At 63.8% G+C, this 26,183-nt stretch carries 22 protein-coding genes and 1 tRNA gene; 4 read left to right on the top strand and 19 right to left on the bottom strand.

Translation table 11 applies throughout. From position 1 onward, the window contains the following. Window positions 1–60: 60 nt before the first annotated feature. The 4 genes from AC2CGW_RS03755 to AC2CGW_RS03740 form a co-directional block, all read right to left on the bottom strand. The gene (locus tag AC2CGW_RS03755; RefSeq protein WP_411383137.1) at window positions 61–2,613 is read right to left on the bottom strand and encodes a TonB-dependent receptor; all 2,553 of its coding nucleotides are present in this window, start codon (window positions 2,611–2,613) and stop codon (window positions 61–63) included. A 115-nt stretch (window positions 2,614–2,728) separates the two neighbouring features. Next, the gene (locus AC2CGW_RS03750; RefSeq protein ID WP_186667260.1) at window positions 2,729–3,682 is read right to left on the bottom strand and encodes a FecR family protein; all 954 of its coding nucleotides are present in this window, start codon (window positions 3,680–3,682) and stop codon (window positions 2,729–2,731) included. Then, a complete protein-coding gene (locus tag AC2CGW_RS03745; protein ID WP_186667259.1) occupies window positions 3,682–4,206 on the bottom strand; it encodes an RNA polymerase sigma factor in 525 nt (174 codons plus the stop codon). The genes AC2CGW_RS03750 and AC2CGW_RS03745 overlap by 1 nt, the downstream gene beginning before the upstream one ends. Before the next feature lie 87 nt (window positions 4,207–4,293). After that, entirely contained in the window at window positions 4,294–5,313 is a 1,020-nt protein-coding gene (locus AC2CGW_RS03740; RefSeq protein ID WP_426352827.1) for a DUF4917 family protein, read from the bottom strand. Window positions 5,314–5,439: 126 nt separating this feature from the next. Here AC2CGW_RS03740 and AC2CGW_RS03735 point away from each other — a divergent pair, with 126 nt between their 5' ends. Beyond that, window positions 5,440–6,510: a glycerophosphodiester phosphodiesterase gene (locus AC2CGW_RS03735; RefSeq protein ID WP_186709286.1), complete on the top strand. Its 1,071-nt coding sequence runs from the start codon at window positions 5,440–5,442 to the stop codon at window positions 6,508–6,510. Here AC2CGW_RS03735 and AC2CGW_RS03730 read toward each other — a convergent pair whose 3' ends face one another. From AC2CGW_RS03730 to plsB, 6 genes are all read right to left on the bottom strand, one after another. After that, window positions 6,511–8,211 (bottom strand): SulP family inorganic anion transporter, encoded by a 1,701-nt coding sequence (locus AC2CGW_RS03730; protein ID WP_186667256.1) that lies wholly within the window; start codon window positions 8,209–8,211, stop codon window positions 6,511–6,513. Window positions 8,212–8,414: 203 nt separating this feature from the next. Beyond that, window positions 8,415–8,488: transfer RNA gene (locus AC2CGW_RS03725), tRNA-Gly, on the bottom strand. A gap of 111 nt (window positions 8,489–8,599) precedes the next feature. Further along, window positions 8,600–9,481: an alpha/beta fold hydrolase gene (locus AC2CGW_RS03720; RefSeq protein ID WP_186667255.1), complete on the bottom strand. Its 882-nt coding sequence runs from the start codon at window positions 9,479–9,481 to the stop codon at window positions 8,600–8,602. A 453-nt stretch (window positions 9,482–9,934) separates the two neighbouring features. Beyond that, window positions 9,935–10,621: a DUF4197 domain-containing protein gene (locus tag AC2CGW_RS03715; protein ID WP_288374755.1), complete on the bottom strand. Its 687-nt coding sequence runs from the start codon at window positions 10,619–10,621 to the stop codon at window positions 9,935–9,937. A 33-nt stretch (window positions 10,622–10,654) separates the two neighbouring features. After that, complete coding sequence (locus AC2CGW_RS03710) at window positions 10,655–11,053, bottom strand: YbaY family lipoprotein (protein ID WP_186718836.1); 399 nt, start codon at window positions 11,051–11,053, stop codon at window positions 10,655–10,657. 192 nt (window positions 11,054–11,245) lie between these two features. Next, window positions 11,246–13,732, bottom strand: coding sequence for a glycerol-3-phosphate 1-O-acyltransferase PlsB (gene plsB, locus AC2CGW_RS03705; RefSeq protein ID WP_484573557.1), 2,487 nt, complete (start codon window positions 13,730–13,732; stop codon window positions 11,246–11,248). A gap of 231 nt (window positions 13,733–13,963) precedes the next feature. Here plsB and AC2CGW_RS03700 point away from each other — a divergent pair, with 231 nt between their 5' ends. Further along, a complete protein-coding gene (locus tag AC2CGW_RS03700; RefSeq protein WP_065862298.1) occupies window positions 13,964–14,173 on the top strand; it encodes a cold-shock protein in 210 nt (69 codons plus the stop codon). A 64-nt stretch (window positions 14,174–14,237) separates the two neighbouring features. On the opposite strand, the gene AC2CGW_RS03695 is transcribed toward AC2CGW_RS03700, so the two are convergent. The 4 genes from AC2CGW_RS03695 to AC2CGW_RS03680 all read right to left on the bottom strand — a co-directional run bounded on the left by AC2CGW_RS03695 (window position 14,238) and on the right by AC2CGW_RS03680 (window position 19,319). Next, entirely contained in the window at window positions 14,238–14,615 is a 378-nt protein-coding gene (locus tag AC2CGW_RS03695) for a hypothetical protein (RefSeq protein WP_186667251.1), read from the bottom strand. 19 nt (window positions 14,616–14,634) lie between these two features. Then, window positions 14,635–15,447 (bottom strand): putative RNA methyltransferase, encoded by an 813-nt coding sequence (locus tag AC2CGW_RS03690; RefSeq protein ID WP_484573556.1) that lies wholly within the window; start codon window positions 15,445–15,447, stop codon window positions 14,635–14,637. Then, complete coding sequence (gene dapE, locus AC2CGW_RS03685) at window positions 15,447–16,598, bottom strand: succinyl-diaminopimelate desuccinylase (protein WP_186667249.1); 1,152 nt, start codon at window positions 16,596–16,598, stop codon at window positions 15,447–15,449. The genes AC2CGW_RS03690 and dapE overlap by 1 nt, the downstream gene beginning before the upstream one ends. A gap of 129 nt (window positions 16,599–16,727) precedes the next feature. After that, entirely contained in the window at window positions 16,728–19,319 is a 2,592-nt protein-coding gene (locus AC2CGW_RS03680; protein WP_186667248.1) for a glycosyltransferase, read from the bottom strand. 217 nt (window positions 19,320–19,536) lie between these two features. Here AC2CGW_RS03680 and tcdA point away from each other — a divergent pair, with 217 nt between their 5' ends. Continuing rightward, window positions 19,537–20,346 (top strand): tRNA cyclic N6-threonylcarbamoyladenosine(37) synthase TcdA, encoded by an 810-nt coding sequence (gene tcdA / locus AC2CGW_RS03675; RefSeq protein WP_065862293.1) that lies wholly within the window; start codon window positions 19,537–19,539, stop codon window positions 20,344–20,346. Window positions 20,347–20,368: 22 nt separating this feature from the next. Here tcdA and AC2CGW_RS03670 read toward each other — a convergent pair whose 3' ends face one another. From AC2CGW_RS03670 to pncA, 5 genes are all read right to left on the bottom strand, one after another. Beyond that, complete coding sequence (locus AC2CGW_RS03670) at window positions 20,369–20,779, bottom strand: SufE family protein (protein WP_484573555.1); 411 nt, start codon at window positions 20,777–20,779, stop codon at window positions 20,369–20,371. Further along, on the bottom strand, window positions 20,776–21,981 hold the full coding sequence (locus AC2CGW_RS03665; protein WP_186718844.1) for a cysteine desulfurase: 1,206 nt from the start codon (window positions 21,979–21,981) through the stop codon (window positions 20,776–20,778). Before AC2CGW_RS03665 ends, AC2CGW_RS03670 begins: the two co-directional genes overlap by 4 nt. Before the next feature lie 121 nt (window positions 21,982–22,102). Further along, window positions 22,103–23,137: a 2,3,4,5-tetrahydropyridine-2,6-dicarboxylate N-succinyltransferase gene (dapD, locus tag AC2CGW_RS03660; protein ID WP_186709269.1), complete on the bottom strand. Its 1,035-nt coding sequence runs from the start codon at window positions 23,135–23,137 to the stop codon at window positions 22,103–22,105. Window positions 23,138–23,176: 39 nt separating this feature from the next. Then, on the bottom strand, window positions 23,177–23,524 hold the full coding sequence (locus AC2CGW_RS03655) for an ArsC family reductase (protein ID WP_186667244.1): 348 nt from the start codon (window positions 23,522–23,524) through the stop codon (window positions 23,177–23,179). A gap of 130 nt (window positions 23,525–23,654) precedes the next feature. Further along, window positions 23,655–24,320, bottom strand: coding sequence for a bifunctional nicotinamidase/pyrazinamidase (pncA, locus tag AC2CGW_RS03650; protein WP_186667243.1), 666 nt, complete (start codon window positions 24,318–24,320; stop codon window positions 23,655–23,657). A gap of 215 nt (window positions 24,321–24,535) precedes the next feature. On the opposite strand from pncA, the gene AC2CGW_RS03645 reads away from it, so the two are divergent. After that, complete coding sequence (locus AC2CGW_RS03645) at window positions 24,536–26,182, top strand: Na+/H+ antiporter (RefSeq protein ID WP_484573554.1); 1,647 nt, start codon at window positions 24,536–24,538, stop codon at window positions 26,180–26,182. Window position 26,183: the final 1 nt, after the last annotated feature.

Raw genomic sequence — 26,183 nt, 5'->3', positions numbered from 1 at the left:
GCCAATGTTCGCGGTGGTTCGGCGCCCCGACAAGCTCGCCTCCACCGCGACTGGCAACAATCAGAAGAACCGCGTCACGCTGATCTTGGCGTTGCGCCCCTGCACCAAGGCATTCTCCCCCGACAGTTCAGGCCGAATGGCCTTGTTGAACAGGTTGTCCACGGTGAAGTTGACCTCAGTGCCTTTCAGATAGGCCTGCTGCGGCTTCCAGTTGGCGAACAGGCCGTGGATCTGGTAACGGCTGTTGGCAAACTGATCGTAGTAGCGGTCACCCAGCACGCTAGCCGGGCCGTTGTAGTACTTGTCGCTGGGCAGGCGATCGGTCTGGCGCACGAACTGCGCGGTCCAGCCGATCCGCGCATCCCAGGCGGGGATCTTCACGCCCAGTGTGGTGATCCATTTCGGCGCAGGAATATCCTTGGCCCACACGTCCGGGCCCCAGGGGTTGGTGTAGGCGCCCTGGTGACGGCCGGTGATCCAGGAGAACGACGCCGAGCCGAACAGGTAGGTCGAATCGTAGAAGCTCTCCACCTCGAAGCCCTTGATCACCACATCACCAATGTTGCGGTAGTTGGACATCAGCCCGCCGCCACAGGTGTTGGCGATGGTGCCGCCGGTGACCAGCTGTTGCGGGCAACCGATGCCGGTGGCCTTGAAGATCTCGTCTTCGATGTGATTGCGAAACAGTGTGGTGCGCACCTGGGCGCTGTCGTTGGCCAGCACGAGGTTGTCGAAGTCGAACACGCTGCCCACGCGCAGGGCGGTGATGCGTTCCGGGTCCAGGTTGCGGCTGGTGGCGGTGCGGCTGCCGCTGCCCTGGACTTCGTACTGTTCGTCCAGCACAGGCGCCCGCCAGGTCTTGCTGTAGTCAGCGAACAGGGCGGTGTTGGGGGTGACCTTCCAGAACACCGACAGACGCGGCGACCAGCCGCTGTAGGTCTTGTCGCTGTAGTCGTGGCCAGCGGCCGGGTTGTTGTACAGCGGGGCATCGTTGGGCTTGCCCTCGTTGGTCACCTGGTCGTAGCGCAGCGACGGGGTGATGGTCACGTCACCCAGGGTGATGGCGTCCTGCAGGTAGTAACCCTGGCTCTGCACCTTGCCGCTGGGCATGAAGTAAGGCTGGTAGTGGCCGTAGTTGTAGCGCGGCGTGTCGTAGATGCCGCCGGGCATCCACATCTGCGTGTCGCGGTCGTGGCGGCGCACTTGCACACCGGCAGTCAGTGCGTGCTCCAGCGCGCCGGTCTCGAACAGGCTGGTGTTGGTCATGGCGAGCATGCGATCGCGGTACTCGGTGTCCATCTTGCGCCCGCCGGTAGCCGGCTGGAAGAACGCCGTGGCCAGGCGTTCGTCGGTCTGCTTGGTGTCGGAGTCGGAGTACTTCACCTCCAGGTCGACCCAACGGTTGTCGATCGGCTGATAGGTGTAGGTGGTCGACCAGGTGGTGTCGGTGGTGGTGCGGTTGGCCAGGAAGCGCTTGAGCGCAGCCTCGTAGCCGTACTTCTTGATGTCGGCTGCGGTAGGTGGCGTGGGGTAGGCGGTGGACGAGAACGGTGCCCAGCGTTCGCTTTGCGAGCGCGACCAGGAGAAGCCCAGGCTGTGTTCTTCGTTGAAGTGCACATTGCCCTTGAACAGCCCGCCGTCCAGGTCCAGGGCGCTGTTAGGCAGGCGCGTCGGGTTGATCGGGTAGCGGCCTTCCGGGTCGGGGATGTTGCTGGCCAGCTTCATGTCGCCGCCATCGCGCTTGGTCAGGTAGGCCAGGCCGTCGAAGCGGCCATCCTCGGTGCGGCCGAACAGCGCCGAGCTGTACACCTGCTGGTGGTCGTTGCTGGCGTAGCCGTACTTGATCATGGCGCCGCTGTTGCGGCCTTCCTGGAGCAGGTCGCCGGCGTCCTTGGTGGTCATGTTGACGCTGCCGCCGAAACCGCCATTGCCGGTCTTGACCGAGTGCGGGCCTTTTTCCACCTCGATGTGCTTGATCAGTTCCGGCTCGATGAACACCGTGCCTTGCTGGTAGCGTTCGAAGCCGCTCTTGGTGGCGCCGTCGACGGTCATCGGCACGTCTTCGGCGTCGCCCAGGCCCCAGATGTTGATGGTCTGCCCGCCCGGCTTGGCTGAGCCGCCCATGTTCACGCCTGGCAGGGTGGCGAGCACGCTGGGAATGTTGCTGGGCTGGTAGCGGTCGATCTGTTCCTGGTTGAGGGTCGAGCGTCCGACGTTCTGCGGTCCGATCTGCTGGCCGTCGCCGACGATGCTCATGGCGCCGAGCTGGATGCTGTTGTCGGCCTGTGGCTGCTCCTCGTTGAGCCGCACCACATAGGTGTTGCCCATGCGCACCATGCTGAAGCGGCTGCCGGCAAGCAGGCGGGCGATCGCATCCTGCGCCTCGAAGGCGCCCTGCAGGGCCGGGGCCTGGGCGTCGTGCAGGAGGGCTTCGTCGAACAGCAGCTGGACCTTGGCCTGTTGCGCCAGTTGGCTCAGCGAGCGCGCCAGCGGTTGGGCGGGCAGGTCGAACTGCTGCGGCGCGGCTTCGGCGGCCAGGCTGATGGCCAGGCACAGGGCGAGCAGGGTGGGACGAGTGGGCAAGGCTTTCAACGGACGCAACGCAGGCAACATGGATTCCCCCAAACGGCAAATGGCCGGAAAAAAGCCCGCCGTTCACGCGGCAGGCGGGGAGGAAGACGCGGCGTTGGGAAAAACCCTCACCTGCGAATGATAAAAATTCTCAAATTTATTTCGAACGATGCTCGATGCGCAGGCGACCATCGCCGAGCAAGGTGGTTTTTACCGGGAGCAACGCGGGCAGGGCGGTGAGCAGAGCATCAGGATCGTGCACATCGAGGTTGCCTGAAACCTTGTAGCGGCCCAGGCTCGGGTCGGCGAGCAAAACCGGTTGCTGGCGGTACAGGCTCAGTTCGTCGATCAGGCTCGCCAGTTCACGGTTGCGAAAGCTCACGTGGCCATCGCGCCAGTCGGCCACCGGCTGTTCTCCGAGCTCCTGGCGCACCAGTGTGCCGCGCGCCGGATCGTAGGTGACGCGCTGTCCGGCGCCGAGCAACAGCGCAGGCTGATGTTCGCCCGAAGTCTCGAAGGCAACCTGGCCGTGGGCCACGCTCAGAGCCAGCTCGCGGTCGCCACGGCGCAGGTCGAAGCCGGTGCCGACCACGCGCACGCGGGCACTGCCGGCATCGACGAACAGCGGGCGCTCCTTGTCGGGTGCCACTTCGATGTACAGCTGGCCGTGTTCGAGGCGGATCAAGCGTTGTTCGGCGGTGAAATCCAGGCGCAGGCGGGTCTGGGCGTTGACGAACAACTGGCTGCCATCAGGCAGGCGCAAGGTGCGCATGCTGTTGCTGGCCGCCAGGCTCTGGTGCATCGGTGCGGCGGTGCTGCCCAGGTTGCTGGCCAGCACCGCGCACAGCAGCGCCGCAGCCACCGCCAGGGCCGGACGCCAGCGCGGCGCCCGACGAACCGGCAGGGCGATGGGCTGGCTGGCCTGCTTGAGCGCCGCCAGGTCGTCCCACAGCTGTTCGAACTGGCGATAGGCGCGCGCATGCTCCGGGTGCTGGATCCACAGGGCGAAGGCCTTGCGTTCCTCACGCGACGGCGTATTGCGGTTGCGCGTGAACCAACTGGCCGCCTGAGCGTCGATCGGGCGCTGGTCGATGTCGTCGATATGGTTCATTACGGCTGCTCCCTGCCATTGTCACTGTCCAGCCGTTGCTTGCATTGCAGCAGGGCGGCGGCGATGTGCTTCTCGACCATGCTTACGGAAATGTCCATGCGTTCGGCGATCTGCGCCTGGGTCAGGCCTTCGAAGCGGTGCAGCATAAGGGCTTCTCGCCGCCGCGGCGAGAGTTCGGCGAGCACTTCGCGCAATTGTTCGAGGCGTTGCGCCTGTTGGGCGTGGTCGAGCGGGTCGTTGTCGGCTGCAGCCTCGTCGCTGGCCTCTGTTTCGAGCGCGGCGTGGCGCACCTTCTGCCGCCGCCAGTGGTCACTGAGCAGATTGCGCGCCATCTGGAACAGGAAGGCGCGGGGTTGCTCGACCTTGGCGCGGTCGCGGTAGCCCAGCCATTGGGTGAACACATCCTGGGTCATGTCGGCGGCATCGCTGGCATTGTCCATGCGCTTGCGCAGGAAATGCAGGATCTCGGCATAGAAACCGCGGCAGGTGTCCTGGGTGGCTGGGTCGGGCTTGAGGCGCTGCATGCACGCTTTCCGGGCTGGCCTGGGAAGGAAAGGGTGCGGATCTTATCGAGAATTATTTACATTTGCCAGATTGGCTCGCATGAATTCTCAGTGACGCCGGGCCTGGGCCAGTGGCACGGGCAGCGCCAGCTCCGCGGCACCCAGGGGGTGGCTGGAAGCATCGAAAAAATGCAGTGAGGTGTCTGGAATGTCGGCGAAGCGGTCGGTGAAGTGCTGTTTCTGGTTGAGAATCGAGGCTTCGTTGAGAGGGCGGATGGCGATGCTCAAATGTTTGGGACGAGCCTGGTGAATGGCGTGCAGCAGGTGGTGGTCGCTGCTGTCCAGATGTTGCCCGAACAGGCACAGGCCCTCGTGTTCCCGGGCCAGTTGGCCGAGGCTCCAGGACAGGTAGTCGGAGTGACGAATCGCCTGCAGTTTCTGTTCGCTGCGGCCTTCGTTGATGAACAACGGCACCTCGCCAGGAATGTTCACGGCGAAGCCGTCGAGCAACTCGCTGCCCTTGGCGCTGCGTTGGCGCGTGCTGCCGTCTGGCAGCTTGAGCAGGTGCATACCCCCGTGCAGATGCAGCACCCGCGTGCCTTCGCCGCGGGGGCGGCGCACGTCGAAGAAACCTTCATCATCGAACAGCGCTGCGAAACCTTGCGGGGCATGTTCGATGGCCCATGGCAGGATCAGGTCGTAGTTGCTGGTGTAGACGTTGCGGTATTGGCGCAGTGCGGCGTTGATCGAGGCCAAGGTCGCGCTCGACAGCAGTGCGTGCGGTGGGTGCACGGTCCGGGTCGCGTGGATCAGCGCTTCCTTGATCGAATAGTAGCGGTTCAGCGGTGCGGTGGCGTTGATCGCCAGGGCCGCGTTGGCGCGCACCGTGGTATTCAGGGTGCTCAGCACCGGCTCGAACAGTTCGGTGCCCAGCGACTTGAACAGCGCCTGGTCGCTGATTGCCAGGCCGGTCTTGCGACCGGCGCGCTGCGCCTGTTCGAACAGCGAGAAGTAGCCGAACGGCTTCCACAGGACCCGGCTGGCGCCATTCCCGACCAGCAGGGCGGTACAGGGGTGGCGGTCGTTGAGGTCGGGCCACTGGGCCAGCTGGGAATCGAGAGAGGGCATCGCGTATCCGGGGGCAGGGGGGAACGCGGGGGACTTTAGCATGTCATCGAAGCTGTGAGAGGCTTGCATCTCCAAGGAACCAGCCGCGCAGCATCCTCAGCAGGCGCGGCTCAAGAGGATCGATGAATGCGTATACCTGTACTTCCTGCCGTGGGCCTGGCTCTGTTTCTGTCTGCCGTGACCGCTGGCGCCAGCGATGGTCCCTCCCTGGCCAAGGCCCAGCATGTGCCCCACCCGGCGGTGATCGCCCACCGCGGCGCCTCCTTCGATGCTCCCGAATCGACCACTGCGGCCTACCTGCTGGCCCGTGAATTGGGCGCCGACTATCTGGAGCTCGACCTGCAGCGTACGAGAGACAACCATCTGGTGGTGGTGCATGACGACGTGCTGGCGCGCACCAGCGATGTCGCCGAGCGCTTCCCCGAGCGGGCGAAAAGCCCGGTCAGCGACTTCACCCTGGCTGAGCTGAAGTCGCTCGACGCTGGTAGCTGGTTCAACAAGGCCTATCCGGACCGAGCCCGCGATTCGTTCGGCAAGCTGCAGATCCTGACCCTCGACGAAGTGATCGATATCGCCGAAGGCAATCCCGAGCGTCATCCGGGGCTGTACATCGAGACCAAGGTGCCCAAGCAGTTTCCTGGCATCGAGCAGCAGCTCAAGGAAAAACTCCAGGCCCGTGGCTGGCTCGACAAGCCGGGGCGGGTGATCCTGCAGACCTTTGATCGCAACAGCCTGGCGCTGCTGCACCAACAGATGCCGCAAGTGCCGAAGATCCTGCTGCTGTGGATTGGCAAGGGCAGCATCGAGCCCAAGTCGGGCAAGGATTTTGCCGATTCCGGCGAGCACGACAAGGCGGCGTTCTACGCCCGCCAGGAACCCAAGGATCGTGAAGAATTCCTGCGCTGGCTCGATGCAGCGAAGGCCGGTGGTGCCATCGGCACAGGCCCGTCTGCGGTGCGCAGCAACCTGGGCGAGCAGAGCTATGCCGACCTGATCCAGCCGTGGATGAACCAGGCCAGCCACGAGCGCGGGCTGCTGGTGCATGTGTATACCCTCGATGACCGGGTGGATTTCGACAAGGCGATGAAGGCGGGAGTGGATGGCATCTTCACCAACCGGGCCGGGGAACTGCTGCGTTTCTACGGGCGTACGCAGGTGCCGGTCGAAGCTCAGTTGCTGAAGAAGCTGGGGTACTGATCACGCTTTTGGCTCTGCGCTGCGCTCCCGGTTACGCCACACCCGATAGGCGCGGATTCCTGCGCGGACCGAGCCGAACAGCAGCGTGTCTTCCATCTCCCGCGCCATCCCCGAGCGCACCAGCATGCGCAGGAAGGTGCCACGGGCGCGGGCGATGGCGAAGTGCACGCCTTGTGCTTGCAAGGTGTCGCGCACTTCGCGCAGGGCGGCGATGCCGCTGACGTCGATGCTGGTCACGGCCTCGGCATCGAACAGCACAGCCTTGGGTTCAGGCTCGCGCTGCAGGGCTTCGAGCAAGCGCATCTTGAAGTAATCGGCGTTGAAGAACAGGATCGCGTCATCGAAGCGGTACACCACCAGGCCCGGTACGGTGCGTGCGTCCTGGTGCTGGCGTACGTCGACCTGGCCTTCGATGCCCGGTACCCAGCCGAGCACGGCGTCGGTGGGTTGGTAGATGGTGTAGAGCAGGCGCAGGATGGCCAGGGTCACGGCGAAGACGATGCCCGGCAGCACGCCCAGGCCGAGCACGCCGATGGTAGTCAGCAGGCACAGCCAGAACTCGAAGCGGCTCAGACGACGGATCTTGCCCAGCGACTTCACGTCGATCAGGCCCCAGCCGGCCATCAATAAAACGGCACCGAGAGCGGCCTGGGGGATCCAGGCCATGGGTGCGGTGAAGAACAGCAGGATCAGCGCGATCACCAGCGCGGCGATGATGCCCACCAACTGGCTCTTGCCACCGACCATGTCGTTGACCGCGGTGCGCGAGTCCGCTCCGCTGATGGCGAAGCCTTGGGAGATGCCGGCGGCGAGATTGCTCACGCCCAGGGCGACGAACTCGTGGTTGGCATTGATCGCGTAGCCATGCCGCGCGGCGAAACTGCGCGCGGTGAGCATGGCGCTGCAGAAGCTGACCGTGGCGATACCCAGCGCGTCGCGCAGCAGGCTCTTGGTTTCGGCCAGATTGCTCTGTGGCCAGGCCAGCTCCGGGATGCCCGCAGGCACCGGACCGAGGATCGCCACACCGAAGCGATCGAGACCGAACAGCCCTGCGAGCACGGTGAACACTGCCACCGTGACCAGGGCGGCGGGCAGCCTCGGGTAGCGCCTTGGCAGCCAGATCAGCAGGGCCAGGCCGCCGAGCCCGATGGCCAGGGTCAGCCAGTGGATCTCACCCAGGCGCTCGAGGAAATTGATCAGGCTGAGGATGAAACCGTCACCTTCGATGCTGAAGCCAACCACTTTGGAGAGTTGCCCGGCGATCAGGCTCAGGCCGATGCCGTTGAGGTAGCCGATCAGGATTGGCCGCGAGAAGAAGCTGGCGATGAACCCGGCGCGGGCCAGACCCGCCGCGATCAGCATTACCCCGACCAGCACCGTGACAATGACCGACAGCTCGGCGATGCGCTGTGGGTCGCCCATCGCCAAGGGCGCCACGGCCCCGGCGATCATCGCGCAGGTAGCGGCATCGGGGCCGACCATCAATTGCCGCGAACTGCCGATCAGGGCGTAGACCATCATCGGTAGCACGCAGGCATACAGACCGTACTGCGGTGGCAGGCCGACGATCTGCGCGTAGGCAATGGCGATCGGGATCTGGATCGCTGCCACCGACAGACCCGCCTGCAGGTCGGCGTGGAACCACTCGCGACGGTAGTGCAGAAGGTTGGCCAGGCCGGGCAACCAGCGGGAAAGAAACATGGGCAGTCCCTTGGAAATGTCTCTGGGTAGAGTAGGCGATATGCACCCGAAGCCGTCTCGCTTGCAAGCGAAATCCGGCCGCGCATTCAAGCGGATGGGCAAGGGAATGGCCATGGGCCAGATCAATGGAAGATGCAGAAACGAAAAAAGAGCCGACGGCTCTTTTTACGGGCGCTGAAACCAGGGGTTTCAGGCGAGGAATCTGGAGCGGGTAGAGGGAATCGAACCCTCAACTAAAGCTTGGGAAGCTTTCGTTTTGCCACTAAACTATACCCGCTTCGCAGCGCGACTTTTTACCAGAACCCAAGCCTCATGAGAAGCCCAGGGTTGTAAAAAAGCCTGTCGACGACCTGAGCCGGCGGCTGACGGTCACAGGTCGCCGGGCCGCTCAGATGGCCAGCGCATGCTGCCCCTGCACGTAGGTGTAGCGTTGGCGAGGCTCGCGTGCCGGCTTGAGGAAACCAAGTATCGCGCTGCGGGTGTCCTCGCAGGCGGTCTTGTGTTCCATGTCCAGGAAGTGGCCGGCATCGCGAATCACGCTGAACTGGCTCTTGCCCACATGGCGACTGAACTGCCGGGCATCCTCGACGGTGGTGTACTCGTCACGCTCGCCGTTGATGAACAGCACCGGGATGTCGATATTGCGCGCTGCCTTCAATGCCCGCTCAAGATCATGATCCAGCACCTGGTTGATGTGGAAGTGCATCTGTGCGTACTCGTGGCTGTCCAGGCTGCTCACGTGACGGTAGTTGAAGCGCTTGAACAGCGACGGCAGGTGCTTGCCGATGGTGTCGTTGACCAGGTTGCCGACCTGATAGCGGTCGCAGGCGGACAAGTACTGGCAGCCGCGCTCGAGGTAGTCGCGCATCGGATCGTTGATCACCGGCGAGAACGAACTGACGATCGCCTTCTTCACCAGGCGTGGCTGGTGCGCCAGTGCCAGCAGCGTGCACGCGCCGCCCCAGGAGAAGGACATCACGTGATCGGCACGGAAGTGCTCGACCAGCTCCAGCAGAATATGCGCCTCGGTCTCTTTCGTCAGCAGACGTTCCTGGCGGTTGTGTGGCTTGGACTTGCCGGCATAGGGCTGGTCGTAGAGCACCACGTTGAATTGCGGATACAGATTGCGCACCGTCTGGGCAAAAGACGCCGTGGTGGCCAGCGAGCCGTTGATCAGGACGATCGTCTTCTCTGCCGTTTCCGCGCGATAGAACTCCGTGTAAACCCGGTACTGACCTTGGATATCAAGTACAGCGATTTCTGGCCTCATGTCATCGACTCCTGGCGCAAAAAGGGCACTCGCGTCATCTAGTGGCCTGCCCAGTCGTATCGATCGCTCGAAATGGCTGCGCAGAACCCTAGGGTGCACGTCCTATATGACAGGTAGGCATTCGCCTTGAAGTGAAACCGGGGGGCCCAGTGCCGATCCCGGTTGCGCGGGTCGACGGGTATTGTTGTTGGCGGGCGATCTGCCGTGCCCCAGGGCATCGAGACCTTGGGTGGCCGGCAAAAGGCGTCTTGGACTCCATGAGTGACCGATGAGTCACATGAAGACTGACGAATTGGATTCAAGCAGCAGCGTGCAGATCGTGCAAGTGCCGCTCGGGGGATCTTTTGCGCAAAACCGCTGGGCGGTCGTTCTGGCGGTGCCCATGGGCCTGGGCCGGGGTTGCATCGCGGGTGTTTGCCCGCGATGCACTTTCAGGCAGTTGCGGTGGGCGAATCAGAGTGCGCCGAACACTTTCTTGGCCAGGCTCGTCGCGGCCTGTGCCGGGTTCTGGCGGATACTCTGTTCTTGCTTGGCAATCATCTCGAACAGCCCGTCCAGGGCCTTTTCGGTCACGTAGTTCTCGATATTGGCGTCATCCTTGATCAGGCCCAGCCCCTTGGCCTGGCCGGCGAAGCTGTTGTACTGCTGGGCCAGGCCGACCTTGTCGGTGGCCTGCTTGACGATGGGCAGGAACTTGGCGCGGATCTGCTCGCGGCTGCTCTTGTTCAGGTACTGGGTGGCCGAATCCTGGCCACCGCTGAGGATGCCCTTGGCGTCGGTCACGGTCATCTTTTTCACCGCATCCACGAGAATCGCCTGGGCTTGTGGCACGGCAGCTTCGGCGGCCTTGTTCATGCTGTTTTCCAGGGCGTCGACCTGGTCGCCCTTGCCAAACATCTTCATCGCCTTGGCGGCCTTGCCCAGGTTGCCGGGCAGTTCGATGCGCACGTCCGGGTTGTTGTTGAAGCCGCCGGGGGTGCTCAGCTGTTTGACGGCGATCTGCGCGCCCTGAGTCAGAGCGTCCTTGAGGCCGGCGGAAGCGTCGCTCTGGGACAGGTCGCCAAGCGACAGGGCCAGGGCGCTGGCCGACAGCAGCAGGCCGGCGCACAGGGTGGTGAAGCGCAAGGAGGAGCGAATCATGAAGACTTCCTTATGGGCAGAAATGAAGCGGGATCAACGTACTTGATCGACCTTGATCCGCACAGGTTGCGGGTCGCTGCCGTCGAGTCGGACGCCGTGGTGTTCGGTGTTGATGAACAGCAGCTTGCCATCGAGTTCGATGCGGGCGCTGACGGCGTAGCGATGGCCCGGCTGGACCTTGGCCGGATCGTAGCTGAGCTGGAACGGCAGTGGCACGTTGCCCTTGACCGGCCCGGACTGGCTGGCGAGGGTGACGGCCGGGGCGTCCATCAGCGAGACGTCCTGCAGGCTCACGCTGAGCGTGGCGGCAGGCGGCAGGGCAATGCGCTGCAGGTAGAAGACTTCGCCTTCCAGACTGGCCTGGTGCGGCGTGGTATGGCTGGAGCAGGCTGTGAGCAGGGTGGCGCAGCACAGCGTAAGAAGTTTTTTCATGGAATCTCCGCAGTCCTTGGCGTGGGCTTGTGGCCGACCACTGGGACTTTAGCGCAATGGCGGGTGGGGAAGGAAATCTGTCCGGTGCTCGGCACACTGCTCGGAACATTTGCCGCGCCGGCCTTTTCGCGGGCAAGCCCGCTCCCACAAAGTTTTGCAGGGGGGCTTGCCTGCGAAAAGGCCAACTCTGGATCAGACGATAGCCTGTTCTGCGGTGTCGTCCCTATGCAGCGCCACCTGTCGGATCGACAAGCGCAGCTCCGCCGACAGCACCCGCTTGGCGACGCCTTCGGCCAGCTCGGCGAGTTTGTCGTGGTAGCCAAGCTTGCCATTGCCATCCGGCAGCAGCACGCCTTCGTGCACCAGGGTCTGGATGAAGTGGCGGAACAGGGTCTTGTCGAAGAACTCCGGGGCATTGAGCCCATGCAGGATCGACAGGCGCTGGGCCATCATCACGCACAGGTCTTCCAGTTCCTCGGCGTTCAGGCTGTGCTGGCCACTGTTGAGCAGCAGCGAGGTGGCCATGTAGAAACGCTGTAGCGTCTGTGTGATGGCGCGGGCCAGCAGAGTGAGCAGCACGAACTGGCGCGAGCTCGGCGCCGAACGCAGGTACACGCCGTTCTCGAAGCGCAGCAGGCCTTGCTCGACCAGCGCGCCCAGCCATTGGTCGATGGCCTCGTCGAGTTGCTCCGGTGTCCAGCGCAAGAACAGTTCGGCCTGCAGGTAGGGGTACAGCGCCTGGACATATTGCCCCACCAGTTCGCGACTCATCCGCGAGCTGCTGAGGAAGAAACTTGCCAGCAGCGCCGGCAGGGCGAAGATGTGCAGGACGTTGTTGCGGTAATAGGTCATCAGCACCGCATTGGCTTCGTCCAGATAGAGGATGCGCCCGAGGGCGTCCTTCTGCTCGGCCAGCAACTCCATGCCCCTGACATGTTCGATCAGCGCCTTGCCGTCACCTTCGGGCAAGGTCACGTGGCTCGAATAGGGCACTTGGCGCAACAGGGCCAGGTAGAGGTCGAGCACGCGAACCAGGGCGCGTTCGTCGAGGGCCAGGCGGCTGGTCGAGAGCAGCGCCAGGGCCACCAGGTTGACCGGGTTGATGGCTGCCGCCCCGTTCAGGTGCTGGGCGACCGTCTGGCCCAGGCGGGTGGTGGTGTCGTTGAGCCAGGCCGGGCGGAACTGCGGGGCAAGGTCTTGCTCGCGCCAGCCTGGTTGCTGCTGGTCCAAAAACGCGCCCAGGCGGATCGGTTCGCCGAAGTTGACGTAGACCTGGCCGAAGCGCTGCTTGAGGGCGCCGATGACCTTGAAGATGTCGAAGATCGACTCTTTCTTCTTGCTCGCACCGCGCAGCTCACCCAGGTAGGTACGGCCTTCGAGCACGCGTTCATAGCCGATGTAGACCGGCACGAAGACGATCGGCGTGCGCGAGGAACGCAGGAAGCTGCGCAGGGTGATCGCCAGCATGCCCGGGCGTGGCTGCAGCATGCGCCCGGTGCGCGAGCGTCCGCCCTCGACGAAGTACTCCACTGGGAAACCCTTGGTGAACAAGGTGTGCAGGTACTCATTGAACACCGCGGTGTACAGCGGGTTGCCCTTGAACGTGCGGCGCATGAAGAACGCACCACCGCGGCGCAACAGACCGCCGATCACCGGCATGTTGAGGTTGATGCCGGCAGCGATGTGCGGCGGCGTCAGGCCATTGCGGAACAACAGGTACGACAGCAGCAAGTAGTCGATGTGGCTGCGATGGCACGGCACGTAGATCACCTCGTGGCCCGGTGCGATGCCTTGCACCTGCTCGATGTGGTTGACCTTGATGCCGTCGTAGATCTTGTTCCAGAACCAACTCAGCACCACTTCCAGGAAGCGGATCGCGGTGTAGGTGTAGTCCGAGGCGATCTCGTTGCCGTAGTGCAGCGCCTTGGCCTCCGCCTTGGCGTAGGGGATCTTCTCGCGCTCGGCCTCATCGCTGATCGCCTGGCGCACCAGCGGGTCATGGACCAGGCCTTTGACCAGGTTGCGCCGGTGCGAGATGTCCGGCCCGATCACCGCGGTCTTCAGGTTGCGAAAATGCACGCGAAGCAGGCGTTGGGCCATGCGCACGGTGCGTTCCTGGCCCTTGTTTTGCTGCACCAGTTCACGCAAGTGGATCGGCGCGGAGAACTGCACGCGGGTCTTGCGACCAAGGATCAAGACACTGAGCAGGCGGCGCAGACGACCGGTGACCGCCCAGCTGTCGGCGAACAACAGTTTCCACGGGCTGGATTCGCTGGCCGGGGTCTGCCCCCAGAACACGCTGACCGGAATGATCTGCGCATCCTCTTCGGCATGCTCGCCGATCGCCTCGATCAGGCGCTCCAGGGTGGGGGGCGCGCCGCGTTTGTCCTGGCGGCCTAGCCAGTCCGGGTCTGGCGTGAGGTAGAAGAACGCCGCAGGTTCGTGCAGCGGTCCGACGGCAACGGGCAGTATGGGGCGTGGCAGCCCCGCCTTGGTGCACTCGCGGTCGACCACCGCCAGATCAGTGAGCGACGGCGAGGGCAGGGCATAGAACACCGGGCGGCTGCGGTCGAGCTTGAGCGTCAGCGAGGACTGGTTGATGGTTTCGGAGCGCACCCACAGGTAGAGCACGCGACGCAGGGCGCCGAAGATCAGGCGGCGCAGGGGGGAACGGGTCATGGGGTGTTTGCCCTGGAAAATGTATCAGGTGATATACCAGCAAGTTAGGCTGCTGTATCTGCATAAGTTCAGCAAAAATCGTCCATCCACGGACCCGTCATCAATTTTTTTTGTTCTCTGTCATATACTCGGTCCGCACCTTGCAGGAAATTTCCTCAAGCAGTGTCGGCACAGGGAGGAGACCCTGTGCCTGCAAGGCGATCTTCAAAATAAAAATCCGGAGTGTTTCAGATGTCGTCTCGTGAGACTGGGAATGTGAAGTGGTTCAACGATGCCAAGGGTTTTGGCTTCATTCAGCGCGACGGGGGAGCGGATGTGTTCGTCCACTATCGTGCGATCCGCGGTGAGGGGCATCGTACCCTGGTCGAGGGACAGCAGGTGGAGTACTCCCTGGTGCAGGGCCAGAAAGGCCTGCAGGCAGAGGACGTGGTCGGTCTCTGACACGTAGTCGGCACGCTTCAAGCTGCAGGTTGTCCGTGGAACTTGCAGCCTGATGCGAGCTTTTTCAGCTGGTGCGCCAGGTGATTTCCTCTTCACCGTCGGCGCTGATGCGGATCCAGCGATCGGCATCCTCTTCACCATCTTCCTCGACCCAACTGCCCGGCGCGCAGCGCACTTCGACCTCGAGCGCAGCGAAGGCGGCACGGGCGCAAGCAACGTCATCGGCCCACGGTGTCTGATCGCTTTCCAGGTACAGGCTGTTCCATTTCCCTACAGCCTTGGGTAACCAAGTGACCGGAATGTTACCGGCTGTGCACTTGAAGGTCTGGCCTTTCTGTTTCCATTCGCTGCATGGGCCCAGGGCCTGGGTCAGCCAGTCGGCGATCTGCTTGTGATCGACGTCGGCGTCCTTGAGGTAGATCTCGATATCGGGTTGGCGCATTTCAGGGCTCCGGGTGTGCTCAGTCTTGGCGCACGAAATAGTCATAACGCATGGAAACCGTGACGTCGAACGGCTCAGGCTGCTCGATCACGCGGGCACGTTTCTCGGCGCTGGCGCGCCAGCCGTGCGGGGTCATGGCCAGCAGGTCCGCGCGGGCTTTGGCCTCGCTCAGTGTCAGGGTGAACTCGAGCACCTCGCCGTGGGCGTGCTGCATGCCGTCCGGGACCAAGGCCAGGTGCTTGTCGTCGGCGTAGTAGCGCACTTCATCGTAGAGCATCTGGCGCAGCTCCATCAGGTGGCCGCTGGTCGGTCCGACCCGCATCAGGCCGCCACCCGGGGCGAGCAGGCGCTTGGCTTCGGCCCAATCCAGCGGGCTGAAGACACTGGCGATGAAGTTGCAGCTGGCGTCCGCCATCGGCACGCGAGCCATGCTGGCGACCATCCAGGTCAACTGCGGTGCGCGGCGGCAGGCCCGCTTGACCGCCTCGCGGGAGATGTCCAGGGCATAGCCGTCTGCCGTAGGCAGCGCCTGGGCGATCTGCGCGGTGTAGTAACCCTCGCCGCAGCCGATATCGAGCCAGGCGCTGGGCTGGCGTGCTGCGGCCAGTTGCGCCAGGCGCGCGGCCACCGGGGCGTAGTGACCGGCGTCGAGGAAATCGCGACGAGCCTCGACCATGGCCTGGTTGTCGCCCGGGTCGCGGCTGTTCTTGTGCTGCACCGGCAGCAGGTTCAGGTAGCCCTGGCGGGCGCGGTCGAAGCGGTGGCCGGCAGGGCAGGCCACACCGTTGTCGAGCTGCGTCAGGGGCGCCTGGCAGAGGGGGCAGGCAAGCATCAGGCGAGCAACCGCACCAGGGTCTGGTAATAGATTTCGGTCAGCAGGTCCAGGTCGCTGGCCAGGATACGCTCGTCCACCTGGTGGATGGTGGCGTTGACCGGGCCCAGTTCGACCACCTGGGTGCCCAGGGTGGCAATGAAACGGCCATCGGAGGTGCCGCCGCTGGTGGACGGCTGGGTGTCGCGACCGGTGACGGCCTTGATGCTCGATGACACCGCATCGAGCAGTTCACCTGGTTCGGTGAGGAACGGCAGGCCCGACAGCGCCCAGTCGATCGACCAGTCCAGCTGGTGCTTGTCGAGGATTGCCGCCACCCGCTGTTGCAGGCCTTCGACAGTCGACTCGGTGGAGAAGCGGAAGTTGAACAGCGCGACCAGGTCGCCCGGGACCACGTTGGTGGCGCCGGTGCCGGAGTTGAGGTTGGAGATCTGGAAGCTGGTCGGCGGGAAGAAGGCATTGCCCTCGTCCCAGTGCTCGGCAGCCAGTTCCGCCAGGGCCGGCGCGGCCAGGTGGATCGGGTTGCGGGCCAGGTGCGGGTAGGCCACGTGGCCCTGCTTGCCGCGCACGGTCAGCTTGGCGCCGAGCGAGCCGCGACGGCCGTTCTTGACCACGTCCCCGAGCAGCGTGGTGCTCGACGGCTCGCCGACGATGCACCAGTCCAGGCGCTCGTTGCGGGCCTTGAGCAACTCCACCACGGCCTTGGTGCCGTGATGCGCCGGACCTTCCTCGTCGCTGGTGATGAGGAAGGCAATCTTGCCGCGGTGGTCGGGGTGATCGTTCACGAAGCGCTCGCTGGCGATGACCATCGAGGCCAGGCTGCCCTTCATGTCGGCAGCGCCGCGGCCGCAGAGCATGCCGTCGGCGTCGATCAGCGCGTCGAAAGGCTCATGCTGCCATTGCTGCACGGGGCCGGTGGGCACCACGTCGGTATGACCGGCGAAGCACAGCACCGGACCGTCTTGGTTGCCATGGGTGGCCCAGAAGTTGTCGACGTCCTCGAAGCGCATCGGCTCGAGCTGGAAGCCGACGGCACCCAGGCGGTTCATCATCAGGGTCTGGCAGTCGGCATCGACCGGCGTCACCGAGGGGCGACGGATCAGGTCGCAGGCCAGTTGAAGGGTAGGCGAGAGCTCGGCTGGGGCCGTCATGGGGGACTCCGGGGCAAGGCAAGGCGGGAAATCTGAGGGGCGTTATCTTATATCAAATGATTTCAGGCTTCACGGCCCATTCGCCGGCAAGTCGCAGCGGCGAATGGGCTGCGAAGCAGCCCGGCTACATCAGGCCTGCTGCGGTTCGGCGGCCTTTTCTCCAGGCTTGGGCAGCGACGACAGCAACGCCATCACCAACGCCGCCAGGTACGGCAGCGACTGCACCAGCAGCATCGCTACCCAGAAGCGCATGTCGGAGCTGGGCAGCCCCTGCACCAGGTAGATCCCGGCTGCCGCGCTCCACAGCAGCAACATGATGAACAGCTCTTCGCGCGCCTCGGAGATCGCCACCAGCACGCCATGGCTGTCGGCGTTCTTCGGGGTGCGGAAGAACGGCATGCTGCTGGTGAAAAAGCCGTACAGCACCGCCTTGGCGATGGTGTGCGACAACGCCAGGCCCGCCAGGGCGGCGGCGAAGGCGTCCTTCATGTTGACTCCCACCGCACGGCGATAGAGGAACACGATCTTGCCGACCTTGAAGAAGAACAGCGCCAGCGGCGGGATGGCAAAGATCATCAGCGGTGGATCGACGCGATGCGGCACGATGATCATCGCCGCCGACCACAACAGTGCGCCGACGGTGAAGAAAATGTTCATGCCATCGGCGATCCATGGCAGCCAGCCGGCCAGGAAGTGGTAGCGCTGGCCACGAGTCAGCTCGCTGTTCTTGCCGCGCAGCAGGGCGCCGGCGTGGTGCTTGATGATCTGGATCGCACCATAGGCCCAGCGGAAGCGCTGTTTCTTGAAGTCGATGAAGGTGTCTGGCATCAGGCCCTTGCCGTAGCTGTTGTGGGCATAGGCGGCCGACAGGCCCTTCTCGAATACCCGCAGGCCCAGCTCGGCATCCTCGCAGATGCACCATTCGGCCCAACCCAGCTCTTCGAGCACGCTGCGTCGAGTCATGGTCATGGTGCCGTGCTGAATGATTGCGTCACGGTCGTTACGGGTGACCATGCCAATGTGGAAGAAGCCCTTGTATTCGCTGTAGCACAGCTTCTTGAAGGCGCTCTCGTGCTGGTCGCGGTAGTCCTGCGGCGACTGCACCACGGCGATCTTCGGATCGGCGAAGTGCGGCACCATGTGCTTGAGCCAATTAGGGTCGACGCAGTAGTCCGAGTCGATCACCGCGATCACTTCGGCATCCTTGGCGGTGTGCGGGATCAGGTAGTTCAGTGCCCCCCCCTTGAAGCCTGCCAGCGGGGCCACATGGAAGAACCTGAAGCGCTCGCCGAGCTTCTCGCAGTGGGCCTTGAGCGGCTCCCACACGGCCGGGTCCTTGGTGTTGTTGTCGATCACCAGCACTTCGTAGTCGGGATAGTCCAGGGCGGCGAGGGCATCGAGGGTCTGTTTCACCATCTCCGGTGGCTCGTTGTAGCACGGCACGTGCACCGAGACCTTGGGTCGGTAGGCGCTGTCGCCTTGCACCGGGAGGAATTCGCGTCTTCGCTTGTGAATCCATACAGCCTCGGCCAGCTCGTGGGCCTCGGTGAGCAAGACGATGAACACACCGATGGCGCCGAGGGCCAGAAGCAAGCCTACGGTCAGGCTGAACCAGGTGCTGTACTGCTGGCTGTAGTCGTAGGCGATCCACACCAGCACCGATCCGCAGAGGAAGGTGATGAAGGTCAGGAAGGTGCGTCCGCGTTGGCGCAGCGCCGAGCCGTCGATCAGCAGCACGGTCAGTGCGATCATCGCCAGCACCACCGAAGCCACGGCCAGGGCTCGCCATTGTGGAATGGCCACCACTGGCCCTTCGAAGTTGAATTTCTGCTGGCGTTCGGCGTTGAACACGCCCCAGTACGCGCCCACTGAGCCTTCGTCGCTGGCTTTCCAGGGCTGGTCGTAGGCTTCGATCACGAAGTAGTTGAAGCCGCGGCGGTTCAAGGTGTTGACCAGGGTGCGCAGGTAGATCGCCTGGTCGGCCTGGGTCGCATCGGCGCCGCCGCGCATGCGGCCATTGCTCGGCCAGCCCACTTCCGACAGCAGCAAGGGTTTGCGCGGGAACTGGCGCTTGAGGTCGCGGGCCCGGTCGAGCACGAACTGGATCGAATCGCCCACCGGCACGAACTCCCAGTAAGGCAGGATGTGCGCGGCGATCAGGTCGACGTGCTTGGCCAGTTCCGGGTGCTCTTTCCAGATGTGCCATTGCTCACTGGTGGTCACAGGTACTTTGACCGCGGCCCGCACCCGATCCAGGTATTTGATCAGTGCCTCTGGCGTGATTTCTTCCCGGAACAGGGCTTCGTTGCCTACCACCACACGGACCACGCTGCGCGAGCTGTTGGCCAAACCGATGGCTTTTTCGATCTCGCGCTCGTTGCGCTCCAGATCCGTACTGATCCAGATGCCCAGGGTCACGCGCAGGCCCAGCTCCTCGGCCAGGTGCGGAATTTCCGCCTGGGTGCCTTCGACGGTGTAGATGCGGATGTTGTCGGTGAGCTTGCTGAGTTGCTCCAGGTCCTGGCGCATCTCGTCTTCGCTGGGGTACTGGCCTTTTTGCGGGCTTTCACCGAGGCGGAAGGGCGAATAGGAGAAACCGGAGATCTGCTCTGGCCAGGCTGGGGCCGATACCGGGCGGTTGATCAGCGCCCAGAAGCCGGTGAACAGCGCGGCAATGGCCAGCACCACCACCAGGTTGAGACCGAATTTGCGTGATGACATAGGTGATTCAGTTTCCGAGGAAGGGAGCGGGAAGCGAGCGCCGTGCATCCCGCTCTGTTGTCGTCCAGATCTGCTTGTTTGATAAGACATTAAAGCAGGATTGGTAGGCTGTTTCCTAATGAACGCGCGCTGCGCGAAGAGGAGCATCATGTCGACAAGCCCTCACCGGCGTGTCCGCATGGCATATAATGCGCGCCGGTTTTTTCGGGGTATGAACATGAGCACAGAAGATCCACGCTTTGCCGGTGTCGCCCGGCTGTACGGCGATGACGGCCTGCAACGTCTGCGCCAGGCCCACGTGGCGGTCGTCGGCATTGGCGGTGTGGGTTCCTGGGCGGCAGAAGCCCTGGCGCGCAGTGGCGTGGGCGAAATCAGCCTGTTCGATCTGGACGACGTCTGCGTCAGCAACACCAATCGCCAGGCCCATGCGCTGGAGGGGCAGGTGGGGCGCTCGAAGGTCGAGGTCATGGCCGAGCGCCTGCGCGCGATCAATCCGGCCTGCACCGTGCATGCGGTGGCTGACTTCGTCACCCGTGACACCATGCTCGAATACATCACCGAGTCGCTGGATTGTGTGATCGATTGCATCGACAGCGTGCAGGCCAAGGCCGCGCTGATCGCCTGGTGCCGGCGGCGCAAGATTGCGATTGTCACCACCGGGGGGGCGGGCGGACAGATCGATCCGACCCAGATCCAGATTGGCGACCTCAACAAGACCTTCAACGACCCACTGGCGTCGCGGGTACGTTCCACCTTGCGCCGGGACTACAACTTCTCGCGCAATGTCAGCCGCAATTATGGTGTGCCTTGCGTGTTCTCCAGCGAACAACTGCGCTACCCCAAGGGGGATGGCAGTGTGTGCCTGCAGAAGAGCTTCGTGGGGGAAGGCGTGCGCCTGGATTGTTCGGGGGGCTTCGGCGCGGTGATGATGGTGACCGCGACCTTCGGCATGGTGGCCGTGAGCAAGGCCGTGGAGAAGCTGGTGGCTGGCGCGCGGCGGCCGTCGGAGCGGGTCAAGGCGCAATAAGCGCCAAGCAGGCGCTTTCGACTCAAGGGCTGGTTACCAACTCCGCCATCTGTAGCAACACCGCATGCAGCCCATTGCTGCGTGAGGGCGAAAGCTGTCGCTCCAGTCCAAGTTGCGTAAACCACTCGCGCAGGTCCAGCCCGGCCAGATCTTCGCTGCCCAGCCCCTGCACCCGCACCAGCAGCAACGCCAGCAGGCCGCGCAGCAGCCGGGCATCGCTGGTTGCCTTGAAGCGCCACTGTCCGTCGACCTGCACAGCCACCAGCCAGACCAGGCTTTCACAGCCATGCACGCGGTTGGCGTCGGTCTTGTCAGACTCGTCCAGTGGCTCCAGGCGATCACCCATCTGCATCAACAGGCGCGCACGCTGCTCCCAGCCTTTTGCCTGGGTGAAGGTGTCCAGCGCCTGCTGGGCTGCTTCGGGCAGGCTCACCGCAGCAGCTCCAGACCCTGGTCGAGCGCATCGAAGAAGCGCTGCAGGTCGTCGCTGTCGTTGTACAGCCCCAGCGAAACGCGGATCGCGCCTTCCAGCCCAAGCCCCTTGAGCAATGGCATGGCGCAATGGTGCCCGGCGCGCACTGCGATCCCTTGTTCGGTCAGCAGGTGGGCGATATCGGCGTTGTGCACGCCGTCGATGACGAAGCTGGCCAGTGCGCTCTGTGGGGTGCCGAGGATGCGCACGCCTTCGCGGTCGGCCAGGCCGCGCACCAGGTGCTGGTGCAGGCTGGTTTCGTGGGCCGCCACGGCCGCAGGATCGAGGCTGGCGAGGTAGTCGAGGGTCGCGCCCAGGCCGATCACGCTGGCGATCGGCGGCGTACCCGCCTCGAAGCCCAGTGGCGCGGGACGAAAGCTTGACTCATGGTAGTCGGCCAGTTGCACCATCTCACCGCCGAACTGCCAGTGTCGCAGCCGTGCCAAGGCCTCTGTGCGGCCATAGAGCGCGCCAACCCCGTCCGGGCCATACAACTTGTGGCTGGAAAACACGTAGAAATCGCAGCCCAACTGCTGCACGTCGTGGCGGCCATGAACCACGCCCTGGGCGCCATCGACCACGCTCAAAGCGCCCTGGGCGCGGGCATGAGCAAGCAGCGCAGGCAATGGCTGCCAGGTGCCGAGCACGTTGGACAACTGGCTCAGCGCGACCAGGCGTGTGCGCGGCCCGATCAGTTGCAAGGCGTGCTCGAGGTCGATCCGGCCATGCTCGTCCAGCGGCAGCACCACCAGACGCAGATTGCGGCGCTGCGCCAATTGTTGCCAGGGCAGCAGGTTGGCGTGGTGCTCCAGTGCGCTGACGGCGATTTCGTCGCCGGCTTCGAAGCCATGCTCCAGACCGTAGGCCAGCAGGTTGAGCGCCGAGGTGGCGCCGTGGGTGAAGATGATCTGCCGGGAGTCAACGGCGTTGAGCCAGGTGGCAACCTTGTCGCGGCTGGTCTCGAATGCCTGGGTCGCCAGCGCACCGGGCAGGTGCTGGGCGCGGTGCACATTGGCTGCACCATGGCTGTAGTAGTGGCTCAGGGCGTCAAGCAGGGCCTGGGGTTTCTGCGTTGTGGCGGCGCTGTCCAGGTAGGTCTGACGCTGCCGTTGCAGGGCGGTGATGGCGGGAAAGTCGGCACGCCAGGGGGAGGGCTGGAACATGATCGCGGGGCCTGGAATGAAAATCGGGTCTGGCGTAGTGCCAGACCCGATCTTAACATCTCAAGCACCGAGCGTCCGCTGATCGCGGGCAAGCCCGCTCTTGCAGCGGCCTGCAAAGTCCTCAGTTGTGCGCGTGCAGCGCCTCGTTCAGCTCGATGGCCGACTTGTGGGTCTTGCACTCCACCGCACCGTTGAGCGAGTTGCGGCGGAACAGCAGGTCGGTCTGGCCGGCCAGGTCACGGGCCTTGACCACCTTGACCAGCTCGTTGTGCTCGTCGAGCAGGTTTACCTTGGTGCCAGCGGTGATGTACAGGCCGGCTTCGACGGTGTTGCGGTCGCCCAGGGGGATACCGATACCGGCGTTGGCGCCGATCAGGCACCCTTCACCAACCTTGATGACGATGTTGCCGCCACCGGACAGGGTGCCCATGGTCGAGCAGCCGCCGCCCAGGTCCGAGCCCTTGCCGACGAACACGCCGGCCGAGACGCGGCCTTCGATCATGCCCGGGCCTTCGGTGCCAGCGTTAAAGTTGACGAAGCCTTCGTGCATGATGGTGGTGCCTTCGCCGATGTAGGCGCCCAGGCGCACACGGGCGGTGTCGGCGATACGCACGCCGCTCGGGACCACGTAGTCGGTCATCTTCGGGAACTTGTCCACCGAGAACACTTCCAGCAGTTCGCCCTTCAGGCGTGCTTCCAATTGCTGCTCGGCCAGTTCGGCCAGGTCGATGGCGCCCTGGTTGGTCCAGGCCACGTTCGGCAGCAGTGGGAAGATGCCGGCCAGGGAAACACCGTGCGGCTTGACCAGGCGGTGCGACAGCAGGTGCAGCTTGAGGTAGGCCTCGGGGGTGGAGGTCAGCGCACCGTCTTCGGCGAGCAGGGTGGCGACCAGTGGCTTGTGGCTTTCGGCCAGGCGGGTCAGCAGTGCGTGCTGGATGGCATCCACGCCCTTGACCGCGTCGGCGAGCTGGGCGGCCTGGGCCGGGCTGAAGGCGATCGCCTGGTTGCCGCCTTCGTAGCCGAGGATCGGGGTGATGGCCGCGACCAGCTCGCTGGACGGGTTGAGCAGGGGCTGAGCGTAGAAGACTTCCAGCCAGGTGCCCTGGCGGTTCTGGGTGCCGACACCGAAGGCCAGGCTGAACAGAGTGGTGGACATGCGGTTACCTCGTACTGAAATGGATTGACAACGGGCGGCTCACTGCAGGGCGGCCGCGTACAGATCCGGTTTGAAACCCACCAGGGTCTTGTCGCCGAGGTCGAGGACCGGGCGCTTGATCATCGACGGCTGGGCGAGCATCAGCTCGACGGCCTTGGCCTGGTCAAGGCCGGCCTTTTGCGCGTCGTCGAGCTTGCGGAATGTGGTGCCGGCGCGGTTGAGGATCTTTTCCCAACCGTGTTCGTCGCACCAGCGGTTCAGGCTGTCACGGTCGATGCCCTGGGTCTTGTAGTCGTGGAAGTCGTAGCCGATGGCTTTTTCCTCGAGCCAGGTACGCGCTTTCTTCATCGTGTCGCAGGCCTTGATGCCGTAGAGAATGTAAGCCATTGAACGTCAAGGGTCGTCGGAGCTTTCCGGGCCGACCCCGCAACTCCTCGAAAATTGGGGTGGGCAGGATTATGCGGTAACTCTCGGCACGGCGCCACGGCTGTGGCGCCGGCTTCTGACCGACGAGTTTTCAGCCTTTGTCGAGCAACTGCCCGGACTTGATGAAATTCACCCCGGCGTGCTGCATCTTGCTCATTGCATTTTCCAGCGAGCCGTCTTTGTCGATGGCGCGGCAGGCGTCCAGCACTACATAGGTGGTGAAGCGTTCGCGCCGTGCGTGCAGGGCAGTCCAGGCCACGCAGAAATCCAGGGCAAGGCCCACCACGTAGACGCTGGTGACCGCTTTTTCACGCAGGTAGCCGGCGAGGCCGGTGGTGGTCTTCTGGTCGGCTTCAAAGAAGGCCGAGTAGCTGTCTACCAGCGGGTTCCCGCCCTTGCGCACGATCAACTGGGCGTGGGGCAGGTCTACCTTGGGGTGGAATTCGGCACCCTGGCTGCCCTGCACGCAGTGATCCGGCCAAAGCACCTGGGGGCCGTAGGGCAGTTCGATGATGTCGTAGGGGTTCTTGCCGGGATGGCTGGAAGCGAAGGAGATATGCCCGGCGGGATGCCAGTCCTGGGCCTGGACCACAGTGCGGAAATTCACGGCGATCTGGTTGACCAGCGGCACGATCTCGTCGCCGCGGGGCACCTCCAGGGCGCCGCCGGGGGTGAAGTCATTCTGGATATCGATCACGAGCAGGGCGCGATCGGGGCTATCGTTGCTGATTGTGTGGTTGCTCGGTGACGTACTCATCGAAAGACCTTCCTTGTTATGACGATGTTGGAGTTATAACAGCGGTTCCTGAATCAGCTGTTTGTGTAGCATGGCGTTACATCTTCTCCGGCGACTTGCGACTTAGGTGCAGCAGTTCGTTGGCGGCTTGGCTCGTTACTATATGTGTCCAGTTACCGACGGCGTTGTCCAAGGCGACCAGGACCGCTTTTGAATCGAAAAGGGAAACACGCCACATGCAGTCAGCTTATACCGTTCTTATCCTGCTGATGCTGGTCAGTGTCTCCAAGCTGGTGGGGCGGATGATCCCGCTGCCCCTGCCACTGGTGCAGATCGGCGCTGGAGCGCTGCTGGCCTGGCCAACACTCGGCCTGCACGTGGCCCTGGATCCCGAGTTGTTCCTGTTCCTGTTCCTGCCACCGTTGCTGTTCGCCGATGGCTGGCGTATCCCCAAGCGCGAGCTATGGCGCATTCGTGGCCCGGTGGTGGCCTTGGCCGTGGGGCTGGTGCTGTTCACCGTGGTGGGGGCGGGGTACTTCATCCACTGGATCCTGCCAAGCATTCCGCTGCCGGTAGCGTTCGCCCTGGCTGCGGTGCTCTCGCCCACCGACGCGGTGGCCGTTTCGGCGATTACCCAGGATCGCCTGCCAACACCCTTGATGCACATGCTCCAGGGCGAAGCGCTGATGAACGATGCCACGGGCCTGGTGACGTTCAAGTTCGCGTTGGCAGCGGCCATTACCGGGGTGTTTTCGCTGACCGATGCCAGCCTGACGTTCGTGCTGGTAGCCATCGGCGGGCTTGCGGTTGGCGTGGGACTGAGCTGGTTGGTGGGGCGCCTGCGTGCCTGGATGATCGCTCGGGGCTGGGACGATCCGGCGACGCATGTGGTGTTCATGCTGCTGTTGCCGTTTGCCGCCTACGTGCTGGCCGAACGACTCGGTGTCTCGGGCATTCTCTCGGCGGTGGCGGCAGGGATGATGCAGAGCTGGCTCGACCTGTTGCCGCGCCAGACCAGTACGCGCCTGCTCAATCGCAGCGTCTGGTCGCTGCTGGAGTTCGCCTTCAATGGCCTGATCTTCCTGCTGCTGGGCTTGCAATTACCCGACATCATCAAGGCAGTGGTCAGCCATGAAACGTCGTTGTGGCCGACCCTGGCCTGGCGCTGCCTCGATGTGGTGGCGATCTTCGTGGCGTTGGTGCTGCTGCGGTTCGTCTGGGTACAAAGCGTGTGGCGCGCTATCGGCGTGCTGCGCCGCTGGCGCGGTAAGTCGGCGCTGGTGCTGATGCCCAGCGCACGTTCGTGCTGGCTGTTGACCCTGGGCGGCGTGCGCGGGGCCGTGACCTTGGCGGGTGTGATGTCGGTGCCCTTGCTGATCGGGGCCGGCCAGGCGTTCCCGGAGCGTGATCTGCTGATCTTCATTGCCGCCGGGGTGATCCTGCTGTCGCTGATCAGTGCCTGCATCGCCCTGCCGATTCTGTTGCGCGGGGTGACCAAGAGCCCGGACGAACGCCTGCATCAGGAAGTACAGGAAGCCTGGAGACGCACCGCGGAAGCCGCTATCCATGCACTGGAGGCCGAGGAGGTCATCGATGCCAATGCCCCGCAGGATGCCGCCCAGGCGACGCTGGCGACCGAGTTGAAGGCGCGCCTGATGGCGGAATACCGGGATGAGCTGGACAGTTACAACGACAGCGCCGAAGCGCGTGCGCTGGCCGAGCAGATGGATCTTCTGGAGCGCCGCTTGCGCTTGCGTGCATTGCGCGCACAGCGGCTGGAACTGTACAGCCTGCATCGCCAGCACCTGGTGGGGGATGAAGTAGTGCGCCAGGTGCTGGGTGAACTGGACATGAGCGAGGCGAACCTGGGGCAGGTTCGTTAGC

This window comes from Pseudomonas sp. SYWMCR5 (assembly GCF_057197165.1).
The sequence above is the reverse complement of the archived record's forward strand: the minus strand, read 5'-3'. Positions and strand labels throughout refer to the sequence as shown.

What these genes read in the sequence shown, in the direction of transcription:
- AC2CGW_RS03755 (WP_411383137.1), bottom strand. Translation starts at nt 2,613, where the DNA reads ATGTTGCCTGCGTTGCGTCCGTTGAAAGCCTTGCCCACTCGTCCCACC.
- AC2CGW_RS03750 (WP_186667260.1), bottom strand. Translation starts at nt 3,682, where the DNA reads ATGAACCATATCGACGACATCGACCAGCGCCCGATCGACGCTCAGGCG.
- AC2CGW_RS03745 (WP_186667259.1), bottom strand. Translation starts at nt 4,206, where the DNA reads ATGCAGCGCCTCAAGCCCGACCCAGCCACCCAGGACACCTGCCGCGGT.
- AC2CGW_RS03740 (WP_426352827.1), bottom strand. Translation starts at nt 5,313, where the DNA reads ATGCCCTCTCTCGATTCCCAGCTGGCCCAGTGGCCCGACCTCAACGAC.
- AC2CGW_RS03735 (WP_186709286.1), top strand. Translation starts at nt 5,440, where the DNA reads ATGCGTATACCTGTACTTCCTGCCGTGGGCCTGGCTCTGTTTCTGTCT.
- AC2CGW_RS03730 (WP_186667256.1), bottom strand. Translation starts at nt 8,211, where the DNA reads ATGTTTCTTTCCCGCTGGTTGCCCGGCCTGGCCAACCTTCTGCACTAC.
- AC2CGW_RS03720 (WP_186667255.1), bottom strand. Translation starts at nt 9,481, where the DNA reads ATGAGGCCAGAAATCGCTGTACTTGATATCCAAGGTCAGTACCGGGTT.
- AC2CGW_RS03715 (WP_288374755.1), bottom strand. Translation starts at nt 10,621, where the DNA reads ATGATTCGCTCCTCCTTGCGCTTCACCACCCTGTGCGCCGGCCTGCTG.
- AC2CGW_RS03710 (WP_186718836.1), bottom strand. Translation starts at nt 11,053, where the DNA reads ATGAAAAAACTTCTTACGCTGTGCTGCGCCACCCTGCTCACAGCCTGC.
- plsB (WP_484573557.1), bottom strand. Translation starts at nt 13,732, where the DNA reads ATGACCCGTTCCCCCCTGCGCCGCCTGATCTTCGGCGCCCTGCGTCGC.
- AC2CGW_RS03700 (WP_065862298.1), top strand. Translation starts at nt 13,964, where the DNA reads ATGTCGTCTCGTGAGACTGGGAATGTGAAGTGGTTCAACGATGCCAAG.
- AC2CGW_RS03695 (WP_186667251.1), bottom strand. Translation starts at nt 14,615, where the DNA reads ATGCGCCAACCCGATATCGAGATCTACCTCAAGGACGCCGACGTCGAT.
- AC2CGW_RS03690 (WP_484573556.1), bottom strand. Translation starts at nt 15,447, where the DNA reads ATGCTTGCCTGCCCCCTCTGCCAGGCGCCCCTGACGCAGCTCGACAAC.
- dapE (WP_186667249.1), bottom strand. Translation starts at nt 16,598, where the DNA reads ATGACGGCCCCAGCCGAGCTCTCGCCTACCCTTCAACTGGCCTGCGAC.
- AC2CGW_RS03680 (WP_186667248.1), bottom strand. Translation starts at nt 19,319, where the DNA reads ATGTCATCACGCAAATTCGGTCTCAACCTGGTGGTGGTGCTGGCCATT.
- tcdA (WP_065862293.1), top strand. Translation starts at nt 19,537, where the DNA reads ATGAGCACAGAAGATCCACGCTTTGCCGGTGTCGCCCGGCTGTACGGC.
- AC2CGW_RS03665 (WP_186718844.1), bottom strand. Translation starts at nt 21,981, where the DNA reads ATGTTCCAGCCCTCCCCCTGGCGTGCCGACTTTCCCGCCATCACCGCC.
- dapD (WP_186709269.1), bottom strand. Translation starts at nt 23,137, where the DNA reads ATGTCCACCACTCTGTTCAGCCTGGCCTTCGGTGTCGGCACCCAGAAC.
- AC2CGW_RS03655 (WP_186667244.1), bottom strand. Translation starts at nt 23,524, where the DNA reads ATGGCTTACATTCTCTACGGCATCAAGGCCTGCGACACGATGAAGAAA.
- pncA (WP_186667243.1), bottom strand. Translation starts at nt 24,320, where the DNA reads ATGAGTACGTCACCGAGCAACCACACAATCAGCAACGATAGCCCCGAT.
- AC2CGW_RS03645 (WP_484573554.1), top strand. Translation starts at nt 24,536, where the DNA reads ATGCAGTCAGCTTATACCGTTCTTATCCTGCTGATGCTGGTCAGTGTC.